This window comes from Desulforegulaceae bacterium (genome assembly GCA_034006035.1).
GTDB lineage: Bacteria > Desulfobacterota > Desulfobacteria > Desulfobacterales > JACKCP01 > JACKCP01.
Genome location: JAVETN010000001.1, coordinates 15,941 through 34,062, shown reverse-complemented (window position 1 = coordinate 34,062; position 18,122 = coordinate 15,941). Strand labels below are relative to the sequence as shown.

The window sequence follows — 18,122 nt, the reverse complement described above, 5'->3', positions numbered from 1 at the left end:
GCAATGAATAAATCAAGTGGAATCATCCTTTTAAACAAGCCAGAAGATTTAAGTTCAAACACAGCTTCCAATTTAGTTAAAAAAATATTTTCAGCTAAAAAAGCTGGACACACTGGAACTCTTGATCCTTTTGCCCAAGGACTTTTGCCTGTATGTATAAACAGGGGAACTCGTCTTGTAAGATATTTAATGGAAAAAGACAAAGAATATATAGGCACAATAAAGCTTGGAATCCAGACAGACACCCTCGATAAAACAGGTGAAATTACAGGAAAAGCAGAAGTCCCAAAAATCAATTCTTTTGATATTGAAAACGCAATGGCTAAGTTCAGGGGTAAAATCAAACAAATCCCCCCTGCCTTTTCAGCTTTGAAGCATAAGGGAATTCCCTTGTACAAATATGCAAGAAAAGGTGAAATGATTGAAAAAGAAGCTAGAGAAATAAATATCTTTGAGCTTGAAACTTTGTTTTTTGAAAATGATATTTTAAAAATCAGGGTAAAATGTTCAAAAGGAACATATATAAGAACTCTGGCATCAGACCTTGCAAAAGAACTTGGCACCTTAGGTCATCTTACAGATCTTGAAAGAACAAAAAACGGATATTTTGATTTATCAAATTCTTTTACCCTGGAAGAGCTCAGGCAGAAAAAATCTGAAAATGACCTTGAAAGTTGTATGATAAGCCTTGAAAAGGCAACAGATTTTATCCACACAATAAAAATTGACAAAACAATAGAAGAGGCTGTAATCAATGGTAAAAAAATTTTACCAAAAGATCTTTTCATAAATTTTTCAATTGAGGAAAACATTCCCTTCAGGCTTATTAACCAGGAAAATCAGCTAAAAGCTTTGATAAGAAGAGTAAACAATTGCGATTATTTAAAATATGATGCGGTCTTTAATTGAAAATATTATCAAGTTGTTGTATTAGTTAATTGTTCTGCAAAAATTCAGGACTAGTTCCTGCGGTCTGAATGGAATATCGGATCGATAACCGCAGACAAATTTATTAATTTATTCCAAAATATTAAGGAGTTTAAGTTGGTACTTGCAAAAGAGCAAAAAAAAGAAGTAATTGACGGTTTTAAAAGACACGAAGAAGACACAGGTTCTCCTGAAGTTCAAATCGCGATTCTTACTAAAAGAATTATCTACCTGACAGATCATGTTAAGGTTCACACCAAAGATCATCATTCCAGAAGAGGTTTGCTGACTCTTGTTGGAAGGAGAAGAAGACTTCTTAACTATCTCAGAAAGAAAAACATCACAAGATACAGATCAATACTTGAAGAACTGAATCTTAAGCGTTAAAAAAAATAAGGGCAGAAAAAGCTCTGCCCTTTTCAAAAACAATCCATGAAATTTCAACAAATTCCTGATTAGACTTCCGCGCAAATAATTTTTCGGTTTTAATCATTTAAAAACCGGAAAGCTGTTTTTGCGTAAGTCTTACGGAAGTTGAAATTTCGTAAAGAAAACGGAGTAATTAATGGAACAAATAGTAAAAACAGAAATCAGCGGTCGCGAACTTTCGATCTCAACTGGTAAAATAGCAAAACAAGCATCTGGTTCGGTAATAGTTCAATATGGAGAATCAATGGTCCTTGTTACTGCTGCGGCAAGTAACGAAGGAAGAGACGATATAGATTTTCTCCCTCTTACTGTTGAATATATGGAAAAAGTATATTCTGCGGGAAGAATTCCAGGAAACTATATGAGAAGGGAAATGGGAAGACCCAGCGAAAAAGCAACTTTAACATGCAGGCTGATTGACAGGCCAATTCGCCCTCTTTTCCACGATAACTATTCAAACGAAACCCAAGTTATTGCAACAGTGCTTTCTATGGATAAAGAAAATGACCCCGACATCCTTGCATTGATAGGAGCCTCAGCCGCACTGACAATTTCTGAAATTCCCTTTGACGGACCTATGGGTGCAGTCAGGGTTGGACGGATAAATAATGAAATCATAATTAACCCGACAATTGACCAGGTCAATTCACCTGAATGTGACATAAACATTGTCCTTACAGGCTCAAAAACCGGAATAACAATGGTTGAAGGTGGCGGAAACATAGTAAGCGAAGCAGATGTAATAGATGCAATTTTTGCTGGTCATGATGCAATGCAGCCAATAATCAAAATCCAGGAGGAGCTTGCAAAACTTGCAGGTAAAGAAAAAATGCAGCTTCCTGAAAAAAAGATAAACCAGGAACTTTTAAATGAAATTGAAACTCTTGGTAAAGAAGATATAAAAAACGCTCTTAAGACTGAAGGTAAATTCGGAAGAAAAAATGCTGTAAAAAAAGTAAGAGAAAAAATAAAAGAAGCTCTTTCAGAAAAATATGAAGAAGATGAACATCTTATTTCACCTTACTTTGAAAAAGTTGCAAGACAGGCCAGCAGAGAGATAGTTTTAACTGAGAAAAAAAGAATAGACGGAAGAGCTTTTGATAAAGTAAGACAAATTACCTGTGATACAAAAATCCTTCCAAGAGTACATGGAAGTGGTCTTTTCACAAGAGGTGAAACCCAGGTACTTGGAGTTCTTACCCTTGGCTCAGGTCAGGACGCCCAAAGAGTTGAAACCCTCAGCGGTGGCAATGAGTCAAATGATTTTATGCTCCACTATAACTTCCCTCCGTTTTGTGTTGGAGAAGTCAAAAGACTTGGTGGCCCAAGCAGAAGAGAATTTGGTCATGGAGCACTTGCATACAGAGCACTAGAAAAGGTTCTGCCAAACAAAGAGGATTTTGAATATACAATAAGAATTGTTTCAGAAGTAATGGAGTCAAATGGTTCTTCTTCAATGGGAACTGTTTGTGCGGCAACACTTGCACTTATGGACGGAGGAGTTCCCATAAAAGCTCCTGTTTCAGGAATTGCAATGGGTCTTGTAAGTGAAGGAGATGAAGTTGCTATTCTTTCAGATATTCTTGGTGATGAAGATCATACAGGAGACATGGACTTTAAGGTTGCTGGAACAAGAGAAGGAATTACCTCAATCCAGATGGATATAAAAATCAAAGAGCTTCCAAAAAATATACTTGAAAAAGCCCTTCATCAGGCAAAAGAAGGTCGAATTCATATTCTTGACGAAATGCTTTCAGCCATTTCTGTACCAAGGACAGATATTTCCCAATATGCACCAAAAATTATCACCATGAAAATCAAGCAGGATAAAATTGCAGCATTGATCGGCCCTGCAGGAAAGGTAATCAGGGAAATTCAGTCATCTACAAATACAACCCTTGAGGTTACAGATGATGGTACAGTTAAAATTTCTGCAAATTCAAAAGAGGCTTCAGATGCTGCTGTTGCAAGAGTAAATGAGATCTGTCTTGATCCTGAAATTGGGAAAATTTATTCTGGAAAAGTTGCAAGAACTACTGATTTTGGTGCTTTTGTAGATCTAAGCCCAAATACAACAGGACTTCTTCACATTTCAGAACTTGCCAATTACAGAGTTGCGAAAGTAACAGATGTAGTAAAGCCAGGAGACGTTATAAACGTTAAGGTTCTTGATGTTACAAGAGATGGTAAGATTCAGCTAAGTCTTAAGGAAGCAGATCCTGAACAAGCCGGCAAAAGCGATGACAAAGATAAAAAAAAGAATGACAATAAAAGAGGTGGTTTCAGAAAAGACAGAAACTCTGACAACAAAAAATAACCTCTAAACAAAGGTGCCGGCTAAAAACACCGGCACCAGAAAAAAATAATTCATGAAATCAGCAAGTCAGAGCAAAACAATTTACCTAAGTCCCAAAACAAAAAGTAATTTTATTAATCCTGGACAAAAGATACAAAAAACCACTCTTCCAAATAAAATAAAAATTATCACTCATAAAATTCCATATATTCGTTCAATAACCATGGGTGTTTGGATAGATGCAGGTTCAAGGGATGAGGAAGCCCACGAGCACGGAAAAGCACACTTTATCGAACATATGCTTTTTAAGGGAACCCAAAAAAGATCCGCCTTTGATCTTGCTAAAGAATTTGACGCAATAGGAGGAAATTCAAACGCTTTTACTTCTGTTGAAGCAACCTGCCTTTTTGCTCAGGTAATGGACGAACATTTTCCTCAAATGGCTGAAATACTTTCAGATATTTTTCTTAATTCAGAATTTGACCCCAATGAAATTGAACATGAAAAGCAAGTCATTTTTCAAGAAATTGAAATGTTTGAGGAAAATCCTGAGGATCTTGTAATGTCTCTTCTAGACGAGAATAGATGGAAAAATCATTCTCTTGGAAAAAATATTCTTGGCACCAGGCAAACCATAGCAGCAATTAATTCAAAAAAAATTAAGCATTTTTTTGAAAAACATTATACACCTGAAAAAATGACCATAGCTCTGGCAGGAAATATTGAGCATGATGAGGCTGTCAATATTCTTGGCAAATCCTTTGGTAAAATAAAAACTTCCAAATATGAAACCGCCAAAAGGCAAAAACCAACACCTGAAAAAGGAATTGTTTTTTTAAAAAGGCCAACTGAACAATATCATCTTTGCCTGGGCACAGACGGTTTTTCCAAAAAAGACAGAAACAGGTTTAAAGCATCACTTTTTACCACAATTTTAGGCGGAAATATGAGTTCCAGGCTTTTTCAGGAAATAAGAGAAAAACGAGGCCTTGCCTACTCGATTTATTCCTTTTTAAATCAATTCTCTGATACAGGGATGATAGGAGTTTATGAAGCAGTCTCTAAAGAAAATCTTATTCCCTCGCTAAAGCTTATTTTAAAAGAAATAAAAAATTTAAAAAATAAAAAAACTTCTGACGGAGAGCTTGAAAGTGCAATTTCCTTTACCAAGGGAAATCTCCTCTTATCTATGGAAAGCACAGAAAATCTCATGGTAAAACTCGCTCAGAATGAAATTTTATATAAAAGATATATTCCTTTTGAAGAAACAATTTCTGAAATAGAAAAAATCACCTGGAATGATATAAGGGACATGGCAGACAGAATTTTTGACAGAAGCACAGTTACTGCATCTGTTGTAGGCCCTGACACTTCTCAAAAACAGCAATTTGAAAATATTTTGAAGATATAAAGAAGATATAAAAATGACAAATATAAAAATAAAAATTCTTGAACCTGAAATTTTTGACATAGAGCTTCCCAGATACATGACACAAGGTGCCTCAGGAATGGATATAAGAGCATTCCTACCTAAACCTTTGGTTTTAAAGCCAATGGAAATCAAGCTAATTCCCACAGGATTTGCAATGGCAATTCCACCCGGGTTTGAAGCTCAGATAAGGCCAAGATCAGGACTTGCAGTAAAAAAAGGAATTACAATTATAAATTCACCTGGAACAATAGATTCAGATTATAGAGGGGAAATTAAAATCGCCCTTGTAAATCTTTCTTCCGGGGAATACATTGTTGAAAAAGGCCAAAGAATAGCCCAGATGGTAATATCAAAAGTAGAACAAGTAAAACTTATACAGGCGGATAATCTTGAAAATACTTCCAGAGATTCAGGTGGGTTCGGTCACACCGGAACTCATTGACAATTCAAATCTTTATTTTTCTGTTCTTGCCAGCGGAAGCAGCGGAAACAGTGTTTTTATAAAAAACAAAGATGTAAAAATTCTTATAGACTCAGGTCTTTCAGGAAAGCAGATTGAAAAAAGACTGGAACTTATAGGAGAAGATCCAAAAGGACTCAAAGCCATAATAATATCCCATGAACATTCAGACCATATTAGAGGTGCTGGGGTCCTATCGAGAAGATACAATATTCCAGTTTATGGGAATAAAAAAACCATTGCGGCCTCAGAAACCTGTATAAAAAAAACTTTCCAAACAGTTTTTTTTGAATCTGGAGTCCCTTTTTTCATAGGACAAATGAAAATAAATCCATTTTCAATTTCACATGATGCTGTAGACCCTTGCGGGTTTACAATCAAAGCGGGAAACTCAAAACTTGGGGTTGCAACTGATCTAGGTTTTGCAACCGCTCTTGTAAAAACCAGACTTAAAAACTGCACAGGGATTGTGATTGAAGCAAACCACGACCCTACTCTTCTTGAATCAGGTCCATACCCCTGGTTTTTGAAACAAAGAATAAAAGGACGCAATGGTCATCTTTCCAATGAAGATGCTAGAAATCTTCTCGGTGAAATTGCAGATAAAAACTTAAAAAAAATTATCCTTGGTCATTTAAGCAAAGAAAACAATTGCCCTAATAAAGCACTTTCCATAGTATCCCAGGCAATTAAAAATTTGAAATCAGAAATTTTCAATGCTTCTGAAGAAAAACCAACAGCTTTGTTCAAAATATAAATCTTCTCAAATAACCCTAAAAGCTCTCCTTTATCAATATTTTATATTTTTAAAGTATAAACTCTTAAACCCAATCCCTCACAACTGTCATAACGTCAGTTTTTAATGAAGCTAACAGCCTGCTTTTACAGATTAATTATAAAATTTATTTTTTTATTCTCTAAAGAAACATTTATCTTGACAAGAAACTTAACGTTAACGTAAAGTTTATTAAAAACCATCACCCCGGGAGGAATTATTCAAGATGAATCAGTCAGTCTCAAAAACACAATGGAAAGATTTATACAATCAAAAGCTGTGCAGTGCTGAAGAAGCCGCAAAAATTATAGTCTCCAATGATAAAGTCGGATTAAGCGGAGGAACTTGCATTCCTCCGGCTTTTTGCAGAGCATTGAGTGCTCGAGCCAATGAATTGAAAAATATATTGTTAGGCCTTGGATTTGCGATGGATTTCTATGATTTTATGGACCCGAAAAACAAAGAGAGCTTTGAGATCGAAACCATGTTTGTCGGCCCTGTGGAACGAATCTGTATGCAGCAAGGGGTTTCCAATTATGTTCCTCTTCACCTTGGTGACTGCCCTAGTTATGTTGAATCAAGAGGATACAACATAGTTTCATCAGTAGTTACCCCTCCCGATGAAAACGGCTATATGTGCAGGTCTCTTTTCGGTTCATTCCTTCACAAAAAGGATATTGCAAAAGCTGATACAGTAATTGTAGAAGTAAACAAAAAACTTCCAAAAATAAACAGTGAAGATTTCATGATTCATGTGTCTGAAGTGGATCATATAATTGAAAATGACGCCGATATTTTTGAAGTTCCTGAAATTGTAATTACTGAGACAGAAAAAAAGATTGCCAGCTATATTTCGGAGCTAATTGATGACGGCTCAACTATTCAACTGGGGTTTGGAGGTCTTGGGAATGCAATCGGACATAACTTAAAAAACAAAAAAAACCTGGGAATGCATTCAGAAGTTGTAACTCCCTCAGTTATGGAACTTGTAAAATCAGGAGTAATTAACGGCTCTCAAAAAACATTTATGCCAGGAAAAGTAACTGCTGCCTTTTGTGTGGGAACAAAGGAATTTTACGATTTTATCCATGAAAACGATGATTTTGTGTTTAAAGATATAAGCTATATAAACAATCCCCTTATAATTGCTAAAAACGACAACCTTGTTTCAATTAATAATGCTCTTATGATTGATCTTACAGGTCAGGCCGCATCTGAGTCAATTGGGACATATCAATACAGCGGAACAGGCGGCCAACTTAATTTCATCCATGGGGCAAAACTTTCCAAAGGAGGAAAAAGCATTATCTCCTTAAACTCAACATTTACAGATAAAAATGGTGAATTAAAATCTAAGATTGTCCCTTATTTTCCGCCGGGAACAATAGTTACAACCCCAAGAACAGAAGTTGAATATATAGTCACTGAATATGGAGTGGCTAACCTTAGATACAAGAGCACGGCAACTCGGGTAAAAGCCCTTATCAGCATAGCCCACCCCCAATTCAGGGAAGAACTAGTTAAAAAAGCAGAAAAAAATAATTGGATCTGATTTATCAGTTTTTTTATTGCCTGTGCACTTATTGTACGGGCAATATGTTTTTAAGTTTTATGATAAACAAAATCTTTATACAAATTTACTTACCCAAATTAAATTTTTTGGATAAAAGAATGAATGTTTAAATTGTAATTGACTGAAAAATCTCTATCCTACTTTAAGTAAAAACGGTGATATATGAAAAAAAAAGAAAACCCCCACCAAACATTTTCCATTTCCAATCTTGCTGAAGAATTTGAAATAAGCACAAGAACCATAAGATTTTATGAGGAAAAAGGTCTGATCTGCCCGGGAAGAACAGAAGGCAATCAAAGAGTTTATACAAGAAAAGACAGGGCAAGATTAATTCTTATTTTAAAAGGGAGAAAATTTGGCTATTCAATAGATGAAATTTCAGAAATAATTGGCCTGGCTGATATTGATCTTGATGAAATTGACCAGATAAAAAAAACATTGGAATACGGCAAAAAACGTCTTGTTGAAATAAGTGAAAGAATAAGCGAGTTAAAGCTGCTTGAAGAGGATATTATAAGTTTTCATGAAAAGGCAAAAGACAGACTGGAAAAACTTTTAAAAGAAAAAAATAAATAAAAAAATGCCCAATTTTAAAGCACATTCAGATCTAGGAGTTGTTGCAGGATACAGCTCAGGAGCATTAAGTCTGTATTTTCTTGACAAATCAATTTCCTTGTCAGGAATTATTTTCTTAAGTACATATGCCGGCTCTATTTTCCCGGATATTGACAGTGACAACAGCAGGACAATAAATATAGTTTTCAATATATTGTCTGTTCTTGGCGGTTTTATGGCCATTATTTTAATGCTTGACTCAAAATTAAAATACGCTTTTCTTGTTCCCCCTTCAGTTTATATATTTATTAAATTTATTTTTTCCAAAATCTTCAAATATTATTCCAGACACAGAGGAATTTACCATTCAATTCCAATGGCCGCTTTACTATCTCTTCTTATTTTTCATTTTTCTTCTTTAAAATTCGGCGAAATTTTTGGATTTGCCATTGGAGTATCTTTTTTATTTGGGTATCTCCTTCACCTTATTCTTGATGAGATGTTTTCTCTTTATGACTATGACCAAAAAAAATTTGCTATAAAAAGATCCCTTGGAACAGCTTTTTCCTTGAAAGGAATGAACAAATATACAACAAGTTTTGTCTATATTTCAGTTTTTGCTCTTATTTATATAAACTTTAATAAGCTTTCCAAGGCAGTCTTTTTTTTCAAAGATTTTTTTTAAAAATAAAAAACCGGGTTTATTTATTTAAAATAACAGCCATCTGGGATAAAAAAATTAAAAACATCCCCGTACCCGAAGTAATGGTCAAGGGTTCTCCCAAAAAAAAAAACACCTAAAAAGGCTGCTGTAAGAGGTTCTGCCAGAGTAAGGGTTCCAACAGCAGAAACCTTTACAAATTTAAGCCCTCTTCCATAAAAAAGATAAGCAACCCCAGCAGAAATAACTCCAAGATATAAAATAACTCCAATCCCTTGAAAACTAAAAATCCAGCCAATGGGGTAGACAAAAAAGAAAATCATCAAAAAAACACTGCCAATAAGGCACGACATTCCAGTCACCCTGTCTTGGTTTCTTGTTTTTATCAGTCTTTTAACAACAAGGGTAAAAACTGAATATGAAAACCCAGCAAGAAGAGCCATTAAAATTCCAAAGGTTTCTATCTGAACAGATCCATTGGTAGTTTTCATCAAAAGAAAAAGTCCTGAAACTGCAAGCAAAGTTGAAACAAACCATCTGGCTCCAAGTTTTTCCCTCTCAAACAATACTCCAAGAATACCGGCAAATACAGGGGAGCTTCCCATTGCAACCATCACTCCCACAGCTACTCCTGTAATCTTTATTGCAGAAAAATACCCGAATTGAAAAAAAGCCTGGCAAAGCCCGGTAAAAATTAAAGCAGGAGTAAAAAAATCCTTAAAACTTTTTGACTGCTCTGTAAAAAAAGAAAATGATGTGATAAAAAGTCCTGCTATAAAAATTCTGAAAGCACCGATTACAGCAGGCGATGCATCTATTGGTGCATAAGACTGAACAACTCCTGATGTTCCCCATAAAACTGAAGCCGCAACAATTAACAGCCGTCCTTTTACAACATCATTCAAATGTTTATTATTATTCATTTTATAATTACCAGGTTTCAATTGATATTTTTAAATTTTTATAAATCTGGAAAGTAACCATCTGGCTGGAATATAAAATCCGAAGGTCTGATAAAATCAATTAAAAAAATAAGCGATTTTCATATTTTACAAATAAAACATCAATGAAAACCGCTCAATTTAAATAAAATATCATTCAAAGGTTTTAAGGCTGTTTCTAAGGCTTTCTCCAGCTTCTTTGACAATACGCTGAATAAGCTCATCTACTGAAGGGATGTCCTTGATTCTTCCCACAGACTGACCTATTGTAAGCATTGCTTCTTCCGCATTTCCTTCTTTCCAGACTTTTTTGGCTCTTTCACCGGAAATTAAGGGAAGAAGTGCGTCAAGCTCTCCGCCCTTGCGTTCCACTTCTTCAATTTGTTTCATTATCTTGTTTTTTAAAGCTCTGACCTGAAGACCAAACCCGCCTAAAAGACTCTGAAGATTAAGGGAAGTATCATTTTCATTTTTTTCCAGAAGAACTGAATATATATTTTCATGAACACCGCTTTCTTTTGTGGCAAGAAATCTTGTTGCCATCATCATTCCGTCGGCTCCAAGACAAAGTGCTGCTGAAAGACTTTTCCCATCTGCCATTCCGCCTGCTGCAATAACCGGAATATCAACTTCTTCAACAACACGGGGAACCAAGACCATGGTGGAAACATTGTCGCTATGGGGAAAGCCCCCTTCTTCAAATCCTGCAACGGTTACAGCGTCATAACCCACCTTCTGAGCATGAACAGCGTGCTTTACAGTTCCCACCTTGTGAACCACCTTTACACCTGCCTCTTTTGCCATGGGAATAAACTCTGGACCAAGAAAGGTATCTGCAGGAGCACCTGCAATCTCAATGGCCTTTACCTTTTTTTCACAGGAAATTATGAAAAAATCCTGGAGCAGCTCAACAGGCAGCCTTATAGACGGCATGGTGGTGATATTTACTATAAAAGGCTTATCTGTAAGCTCTAAAGTTTTATCAACCGCCTGCCTAAATTCATCAGATGAATTGTAATTTCCTGAAGTCAAATTTCCCATTGCACCGGAATTACTTATTGCAGCGGCAAGCTCGGGCTTGGCAATCCACAACATTCCTCCACATTGGATTGGATATTTTATACCAAATAGTTCTGTCATTCTTGTTTTCATAAAAAACCTTTGCATAAATTAAAAAATTAATCAAAAAAATCAATGCTCTAGAAAAAACTCTTAAATCAAAAATTTTCAAATTTATTTCTGACAAAGCCCTATCCTTTTTGATGGAATTTGTCAATTAAGTCATTATAAGCAATTTAAAAGTCAATATTCTTAAAAAATTCTGACTTATTTATAAAGTAAACACTAAAATAAACCACTAATAGCAAAATGCTTTGTATTTCAAAGTCTTGCCCTTAAATAACTTTTGCAAAAATAAAATATATATATTACTTCTTTACATAAAATCATATAATACTAATCATTAATAAAATTTTAATATTAAAATTGAAAAACAAAACTTTAGTAATAAATTTTTAATCAGGACAAACCAGATAATTTTATGGAATTAAATTTAAAACCAACAGTATTTGAAGTAAAAAACCAGCTCACAATAATAAATCCCCACCCTCTTATTATTAAAAAAGCAAAAAACGAACTTGAAATTATAAATCCGAAGTGGTCAGAAAATGAAAGAATGGGCAGATGGAACGGGAAGACATCAAAAACCCTTAAATTTTATTTTTTTGACAATAAAAAAAACCTTGTAATCCCAAGAGGTCTTTCAAGGGAATTCATAAAATTTTGCTTAAACAACCAAATAGAGTATAAAATTTCAGATAAAAGAAAAGAAGCTGAAAGTATAGATTTTTCTTTTAGTGGAGAGCTTAAATCTTTTCAAAAAAGAGCTGTGTATGATATTTTTTCAACTGATTTCGGAGTCTTGAATGCACCCACAGGTTCTGGAAAAACAGTGATGGCCCTTTACCTGATTTACCTAAGGAAACAACCCTCCCTTGTTATTGTTCATACAAAAGATCTTGCAAGACAATGGATAAACCAGGCATCACATTTTCTAAACATAGATAAAAAAGAAATCGGGCTTATAGGAGCCGGCAAAAAAAAAGAAGGTAAAAAACTTACCATAGGCCTTGTTCAAAGTCTTACTAAATATCAGGGGAATCTTAAAGATAAAATCGGCCACCTTATTGTTGATGAATGCCATAGAACCCCCTCAAGAACTTTTACAGATGTTGTAAGTTCATTTCCTTCAAAATACCTTCTCGGTCTTAGTGCCACCCCTTATAGAAGAGATAATCTTTCCAAACTGATTTTTTGGTATCTTGGAAATTTAAAACATAAAATTGAAAAACAAAACCTTGAGATAAAAGGATATATAACAGAGGCTGAAATAATTTTAAGACCCACAGAATTTATCCCTTTTCATAATCCTGTTACAGAATATTCAAAAATGATGACAGAACTTACCTCTGACGACGAAAGAAACAGGCTTATTGCATCTGACATTGCAAAGGCCTTCACCAAGTCAGGCGGACATTTAATTGTTCTTTCAGACAGAAAAAAACACTGCCAAAACCTAAGTCAGATTTTAAAGTTCAGACATAAAATAGACTCTATCGTCTTTACAGGAGATCTTAGTGAAAAAGAAAGAATTCTTCTTCTTGAAAAACTGACTTCACAGGAAAACAGCATAATAATTGCTACAGGCCAGTTAATAGGAGAAGGATTTGATTTAAAGTCACTTTCCACTCTTTTCCTTACAACACCAGTAAATTTCAGCGGAAGACTTACCCAGTATCTTGGAAGAGTCTTACGTACAGCACCTGGAAAAACAAAAGCAGTAGTTTATGACTATGTGGACAAAAACGTTCATGTTCTTAAAAAGTCTGCAATTTCAAGAGCTTCTGTCTATGGGATTAAAAGTCTTCCAGATTTTTTAAATGAATTTTAATCCCCAAAACTGTTTTTTGCCCTGATTAACGGCTTTCCAAAATTAGCATATATACAAAGCAGGTTATTTAGGCTATGAATAAGAGTTTAAGTTTAAGCTAGAATTAACCTTTGATATTGTTGTTTATTTTCTTGAATTTATATAATTTTACAATATATTCAAGTTTCAAGTTTAAATAAAAATAAATTCCAGGGGAGAATATGGTTGAAGAAAATAAAATAAAAGTTATAGGTGCAGGTTCACCTATTGTGGACGTACTTGCTTACGTTGACGACGAATTTCTAAAACAGAATATTTCAGGCGAAAAAGGTGGAATGGAGCTTGTAAGTGAAGAAGAGCTTAATAGAATTCTTTCTCTCCTTGAAATATCAAAAAAGGCCTGTGGAGGTTCAGCAGGAAATACAATATTTGCAATGTGCAAGCTTGGAGCAGAAGGTTCTCTTATCGGTAAAATCGGAGATGATGAAAACTCTTCATTTTACACTCAATCACTTACCGAGGCAGGAGGAAGCAGTGAAAATCTTATTGTCCTTCCCGATGCTCCAACAGCCATTTCCTTATGTATGGTTACTCCAGATGCAGCGCGGACAATGAGAACCAACCTTGGAGCTGCAATGCATTTTTCCCCTGAAGACATATCAACTGCAAATTTCAGCGGATACCCCCTTCTTCACACTGAAGGATACTTGATTTTCAACAGGGAACTTATCACCAAAATTTTGAAATCAGCAAGAGATGCCGGCTGTATAATCAGCCTTGATTTATCTTCCTTTGAAGTTGTAAATGCTTCAAAAGATTTTCTTCCTCAGCTCCTTGAAGAATATGTGGACATAATTTTTGCAAATGAAGACGAAGCCAGAGCTTTTTGCGGAACTGAAGATCTTGATGAATGCATGGATATTTTATCGGGCTACTGCAAAATATTTGGATTGAAAATTGGAGGAGATGGTTCAAAAATCAAATCCGGTGATACCATTATTGAAATAAACCCTGCAATGCCAGATAAAATAATTGACACCACAGGAGCAGGAGATTACTGGGCAGCAGGGTTCCTTTACGGTTATATAAAAGGACTTCCTCTGGAAAAATGCGGACAACTTGGCTCATTTATGGGAAGAGAAGCAGTTTCTATTCTTGGAGCAGAACTTAAAGACGAACAATGGGAAAAAATATTTGAGTTTTCTTCAACTCTTTTCTAATAATTGAACTGAAAAACCATTAGACAAAGTGTGGCTTTTATAAGCAGCTTTTTTAAACAAATTTCATTAAAGAGGAAAAACCATGCCTGTTTCACGGGATTTCAAGGAAAGACTATTTCCAAACCTTGAAAAAATCACGGCTCATTTTAAAACTCCTTTTCATATTTATGATGAAAAAGGTATAAGAAAAACATGTAAAGATCTTAAAAAAGCTTTTTCAGGGATCAAAACCTTCAAAGAGTTTTTTGCCATAAAAGCACTTCCAAATCCTGAAATACTTAAAATTATGAAAGAAGAAGGTTTTGGATTTGACTGCAGCTCCATTCCAGAGTTAATTCTTGCAAGACAACAAACAAATGACCCAATGGATATAATGTTTAGCTCAAACAACACCTCTCAAAAAGAATTTGAGGTTGCTTTTAATGGCTGCGGTTCTATTATAAATCTTGATGACATTTCACTAATTGAAAAAATGCCTGAAATTCCAGAAATAATTTCCTTTAGATATAATCCAGGACCTGAAAGAACAGGTAATGCAATTATTGGAAATCCCTCTGAGGCAAAATATGGACTTACAACAGAACAGATTCTTCCTGCCTATAAAAAAGCTGTAAAACTTGGAATTAAAAGATTCGGTCTTCATGCCATGGTTGCTTCAAACGAACTCAATGAAGACTATATAGTTGAAACTGCAAGAATGCTTTTAAACCTTGCCCAAAAAACAGGAAAAGAGCTTGGAATTGAGTTTGAATTTATAAATATCGGAGGTGGAATCGGTATACCTTATAAGCCCGATGAAAAACCAGTAGATATTTATAAAATGGGAAAGGAAATTACTGAGCTTTTTAAAGGCTTTGCTCTTAAAAACGGATATGAGCCTGCCCTTAATATGGAAAGCGGAAGATATATGACCGGTCCCCACGGAGTTCTTGTTGCAAAGGTAATTAACAGGAAATCTATTTACAGGGAATATATTGGAGTTGATGCTTCAATGTCTGCTCTTATGCGGCCAGGAATTTACGGAGCATACCATCACATTGAAATACCGGGAAAAGAAAATTCAACTAATACTGAAATAGTAGATATTACAGGTTCTTTATGTGAAAACAACGACAAGTTTGCAATTCAAAGAGAGCTTCCTGTTCTCTACGAAAACGATCTTGTTGTAATAGAAGATACAGGAGCCCATGGCCATTCAATGGGTTTTACCTACAATGGAAGATTAAGGCCTAAAGAACTTCTTTTGGGAATTGATCAAAACGTAAAGCTGATAAGAAGAAAAGAAACTGAAAAAGATTATTTTGCAACACTTGAATTCAGCGAAAAAAATATATCTCTATAAAAGTATTAATTGGCTGAAACAATATTTTAATGCCGGATAAATTAAAGATTTAAAAAATAAAAAAAAGACTTGAGAAATAAAACAGGCGGAATCTTAAAAGATTTCCGCCTTTTATTTTTTATACAGCTTGCACTTAAAAGAAGTTAAACTACGCTGCTCCACTGTCTTTTAAAGCTGAGATAACAATTTTTTGAAGTAGTTTTTCTTTAAAATCCGATGGATTCATCAGATCAAGTCTTTCAAGATAAGGCTTTGCTCCTTCTGGGATAGCAGAAGTAAACGCCTTAAAAATACCTGGAACAATAGAAAGCTTGCTCTTGTCAGCTTTTGCTTTAAACATCTTCAAAGCTTTACCAATTTGCACTTCATCGTCAGTGAAATCGGTTCCAAAAGGAAACATAGGGAACAATCCATCTGCCCTGTGATCAGCAATAATTTTTTCAATTTTTTCAGGATAGTTTTGAGTGTATTGTAGAGGAATTTGATAGTCAGCTTCAATTTTCCCATATTTTTGTGCCTGTTCTAGCAGGCCGCCCTGGAATCTTGAATCAGCGACATTCAGCAATTTTTTCATTACTTCTTTGTCAGACTTGCTTCTTAAGTCCGCAATTCCATACTCAGTAACTACAATATCCCTTAAATGTCTTGGGACACTGCAATACCCGTAATTATAAACAATGTTTGAATTAACTTGCCCGCCTGAAGTTCTTGTGCTTCTTATCATTATTGCACCCCTTGCATCCTCTAGTGCATGTGCAAGAGCTACAAAGTTGTACTGCCCGCCAATACCGCTTACAACCTTACCATTATCAAGTCCGTCTGAACAAATGGCTCCATTAAGAGAAACCATAAGACCTGCATTAATGAATCTGCCTTTAGGTCTTTGAAGAATTTTGAGTTTTTCAGAACCATATCTATTGTTTGCATAAAGCTGGTTGACATTTAAAACACTTGTCATGTTTATAAGAGCACGCTCTTCTTCACTCATTTCATTAAGTGTATTGTAAAGACTGGTTGGCCCAAGGAAAAAACCTGCATGAATCCAGTATCCGTTTTTAAGATCAGTACCAAGGCAGTTTTCCACCACCTCTTTAAGATTTGCAGAATCTCTTAAATCCGATGAAAATTCTTTACCGCCACACTTAAGAGTATCACCTTCAAGAACAACATCTTCTTTAAAAACTCCAAAATATTTTAAATATTCAAGATCAGCTTCATTTAGCTTAGGCTGAACTGCACCATCTTTTACAAGCCTTACCAAACCCTCAGAACTAGGTTTATAGTCCTTAAAAACTTCCTCACTGACCAGCTCCTGGATATACTCATCATCATAACATCTTCTTCTCATCACATCATTTTTATAAAGGTCAACAAAGGAATCAACCATCATTTCAGTACTTCCGTAAAGACCTTTATCAAAGGAGTGAAAACCTCCCACTTGTTCAATCAAATCTCCGTACTTTTCAAGTATTCCAGAATTTTCAAGAAAATTCTTATATTTATCATTTTCTTTGTGTCTGGTAATAAGTCCATAAGCTATGGCATCTCCAAGAGATCCAATTCCAATCTGAAGGGTTCCTCCATCAGGAATAAGAGTACTTGAGAGGATACCTATGGTATAATCTGCTGCGTTAATTGCCTCTTTAGGCACTCCAAAAAGAGTAAAATCAGATTGAGGACCAACAAGAACTGCATCAAAATTAGAAGGATCAGTAACTGCATCTCCATACATAAAAGGAAGGTGTTTGTTTATTTCACCAACTGCAAGACCTTTGTAAGAAGGATCCTTTTTTTCTTTTTCTCTCATGTTTTTAAGAGCATCCATTGCAGTATCTCCATTACATGAAACAGAATACTGCATCTTGCCGTCTATTTCTCTTGCGGAAAGAAGTGCTCCAGCAACGTTCATCCCTGCGGCAACAACGTCTCTTGCTGCATGGGTATAGTTTGTGCTTATATAGTTTTGCTGCATATGGTTGTTGTTCATAAAAGCACCGGCTTTATAGAAAAACTCACCAACTTCAATGTTTGGTGGAAGTTTTTTAAGCCTGACATCTCTAGCGTAATCAAACTCAACATAGCCGCCCCAAAGTCTTTTGGAAAGGGGTTCTAAAAATCTTCTTTCAAGATCACTTGACCATACAGGGGGTTCAAGTGATAAAGCAGTAACAATTTTAAGTTTGACACTAGGATCACTTTTTGCTTTTCGGTATAATGCATTTGCTATGTTGTTAGGTTTACCCAGCCCCAGCTGCATAGCCAATGTCACATTCTTTCCTACTTTTTCAATGATAAAATCAGCAATTTTATCAGGATCGTTAAAAACAACAGGATCTTTATTACTCATAAATTAGATCTCCCCCAGATTTAAAGGTTTGCTACCAATTATAGTTTTTTTGTCTTCATTTTATTTTTTCAAGCCAGAATAAACAGCCTGTATTATTAGAAAAACAAGATTTACTTAAAGAATCAAAAATATTTATATGGTGCATAAGGCTAAAAGTCAAGAATAGTATATTAATCCCAGGCAAAACCTAAACAAAAATTCTTAAATCAAAAAAGCATTTTCCCCTGAAAGCTTA

General features: G+C 35.1%; 15 protein-coding genes. 12 read left to right on the top strand and 3 right to left on the bottom strand.

Features of this window, described 5'->3' with window-relative positions:
* The first annotated feature begins 3 nt into the window (after positions 1 to 3).
* The 9 genes from truB to RBR53_00100 all read left to right on the top strand — a co-directional run bounded on the left by truB (position 4) and on the right by RBR53_00100 (position 9,132).
* Entirely contained in the window at positions 4 to 909 is a 906-nt protein-coding gene (gene truB, locus RBR53_00140; protein ID MDY0131057.1) for a tRNA pseudouridine(55) synthase TruB, read from the top strand.
* A gap of 135 nt (positions 910 to 1,044) precedes the next feature.
* Positions 1,045 to 1,314, top strand: coding sequence for a 30S ribosomal protein S15 (gene rpsO / locus RBR53_00135; GenBank protein MDY0131056.1), 270 nt, complete (start codon positions 1,045 to 1,047; stop codon positions 1,312 to 1,314).
* Between the two features lie 178 nt (positions 1,315 to 1,492).
* Positions 1,493 to 3,673 (top strand): polyribonucleotide nucleotidyltransferase, encoded by a 2,181-nt coding sequence (locus RBR53_00130; protein MDY0131055.1) that lies wholly within the window; start codon positions 1,493 to 1,495, stop codon positions 3,671 to 3,673.
* Between the two features lie 52 nt (positions 3,674 to 3,725).
* Complete coding sequence (locus RBR53_00125) at positions 3,726 to 5,063, top strand: pitrilysin family protein (protein ID MDY0131054.1); 1,338 nt, start codon at positions 3,726 to 3,728, stop codon at positions 5,061 to 5,063.
* Positions 5,064 to 5,076: 13 nt separating this feature from the next.
* The gene (gene dut / locus RBR53_00120; GenBank protein ID MDY0131053.1) at positions 5,077 to 5,526 is read left to right on the top strand and encodes a dUTP diphosphatase; all 450 of its coding nucleotides are present in this window, start codon (positions 5,077 to 5,079) and stop codon (positions 5,524 to 5,526) included.
* Entirely contained in the window at positions 5,474 to 6,301 is an 828-nt protein-coding gene (locus tag RBR53_00115; GenBank protein MDY0131052.1) for an MBL fold metallo-hydrolase, read from the top strand. The genes dut and RBR53_00115 overlap by 53 nt, the downstream gene beginning before the upstream one ends.
* A 244-nt stretch (positions 6,302 to 6,545) precedes the next feature.
* A complete protein-coding gene (locus tag RBR53_00110; GenBank protein ID MDY0131051.1) occupies positions 6,546 to 7,871 on the top strand; it encodes an acetyl-CoA hydrolase/transferase C-terminal domain-containing protein in 1,326 nt (441 codons plus the stop codon).
* A 183-nt stretch (positions 7,872 to 8,054) separates the two neighbouring features.
* The gene (locus tag RBR53_00105; GenBank protein ID MDY0131050.1) at positions 8,055 to 8,468 is read left to right on the top strand and encodes a MerR family transcriptional regulator; all 414 of its coding nucleotides are present in this window, start codon (positions 8,055 to 8,057) and stop codon (positions 8,466 to 8,468) included.
* 4 nt (positions 8,469 to 8,472) lie between these two features.
* Positions 8,473 to 9,132 (top strand): metal-dependent hydrolase, encoded by a 660-nt coding sequence (locus tag RBR53_00100; protein ID MDY0131049.1) that lies wholly within the window; start codon positions 8,473 to 8,475, stop codon positions 9,130 to 9,132.
* Positions 9,133 to 9,152: 20 nt separating this feature from the next.
* Here the strand turns inward: RBR53_00100 and RBR53_00095 are convergent, their stop codons facing one another.
* Positions 9,153 to 10,031, bottom strand: coding sequence for an EamA family transporter (locus RBR53_00095; GenBank protein MDY0131048.1), 879 nt, complete (start codon positions 10,029 to 10,031; stop codon positions 9,153 to 9,155).
* A 171-nt stretch (positions 10,032 to 10,202) separates the two neighbouring features.
* Positions 10,203 to 11,201, bottom strand: coding sequence for a nitronate monooxygenase family protein (locus tag RBR53_00090; GenBank protein ID MDY0131047.1), 999 nt, complete (start codon positions 11,199 to 11,201; stop codon positions 10,203 to 10,205).
* A gap of 388 nt (positions 11,202 to 11,589) precedes the next feature.
* Between RBR53_00090 and RBR53_00085 the strand changes: the two genes are divergently transcribed.
* The 3 genes from RBR53_00085 to lysA all read left to right on the top strand — a co-directional run bounded on the left by RBR53_00085 (position 11,590) and on the right by lysA (position 15,540).
* On the top strand, positions 11,590 to 12,999 hold the full coding sequence (locus RBR53_00085) for a DEAD/DEAH box helicase (GenBank protein ID MDY0131046.1): 1,410 nt from the start codon (positions 11,590 to 11,592) through the stop codon (positions 12,997 to 12,999).
* 200 nt (positions 13,000 to 13,199) lie between these two features.
* Positions 13,200 to 14,198, top strand: a complete 999-nt coding sequence (locus RBR53_00080; protein MDY0131045.1) for an adenosine kinase — start codon at positions 13,200 to 13,202, stop codon at positions 14,196 to 14,198.
* An 82-nt stretch (positions 14,199 to 14,280) separates the two neighbouring features.
* Positions 14,281 to 15,540, top strand: a complete 1,260-nt coding sequence (lysA, locus tag RBR53_00075) for a diaminopimelate decarboxylase (GenBank protein MDY0131044.1) — start codon at positions 14,281 to 14,283, stop codon at positions 15,538 to 15,540.
* A gap of 148 nt (positions 15,541 to 15,688) precedes the next feature.
* Here the strand turns inward: lysA and RBR53_00070 are convergent, their stop codons facing one another.
* The gene (locus RBR53_00070; GenBank protein MDY0131043.1) at positions 15,689 to 17,887 is read right to left on the bottom strand and encodes an acetyl-CoA hydrolase/transferase C-terminal domain-containing protein; all 2,199 of its coding nucleotides are present in this window, start codon (positions 17,885 to 17,887) and stop codon (positions 15,689 to 15,691) included.
* Between the last annotated feature and the right edge of the window lie 235 nt (positions 17,888 to 18,122).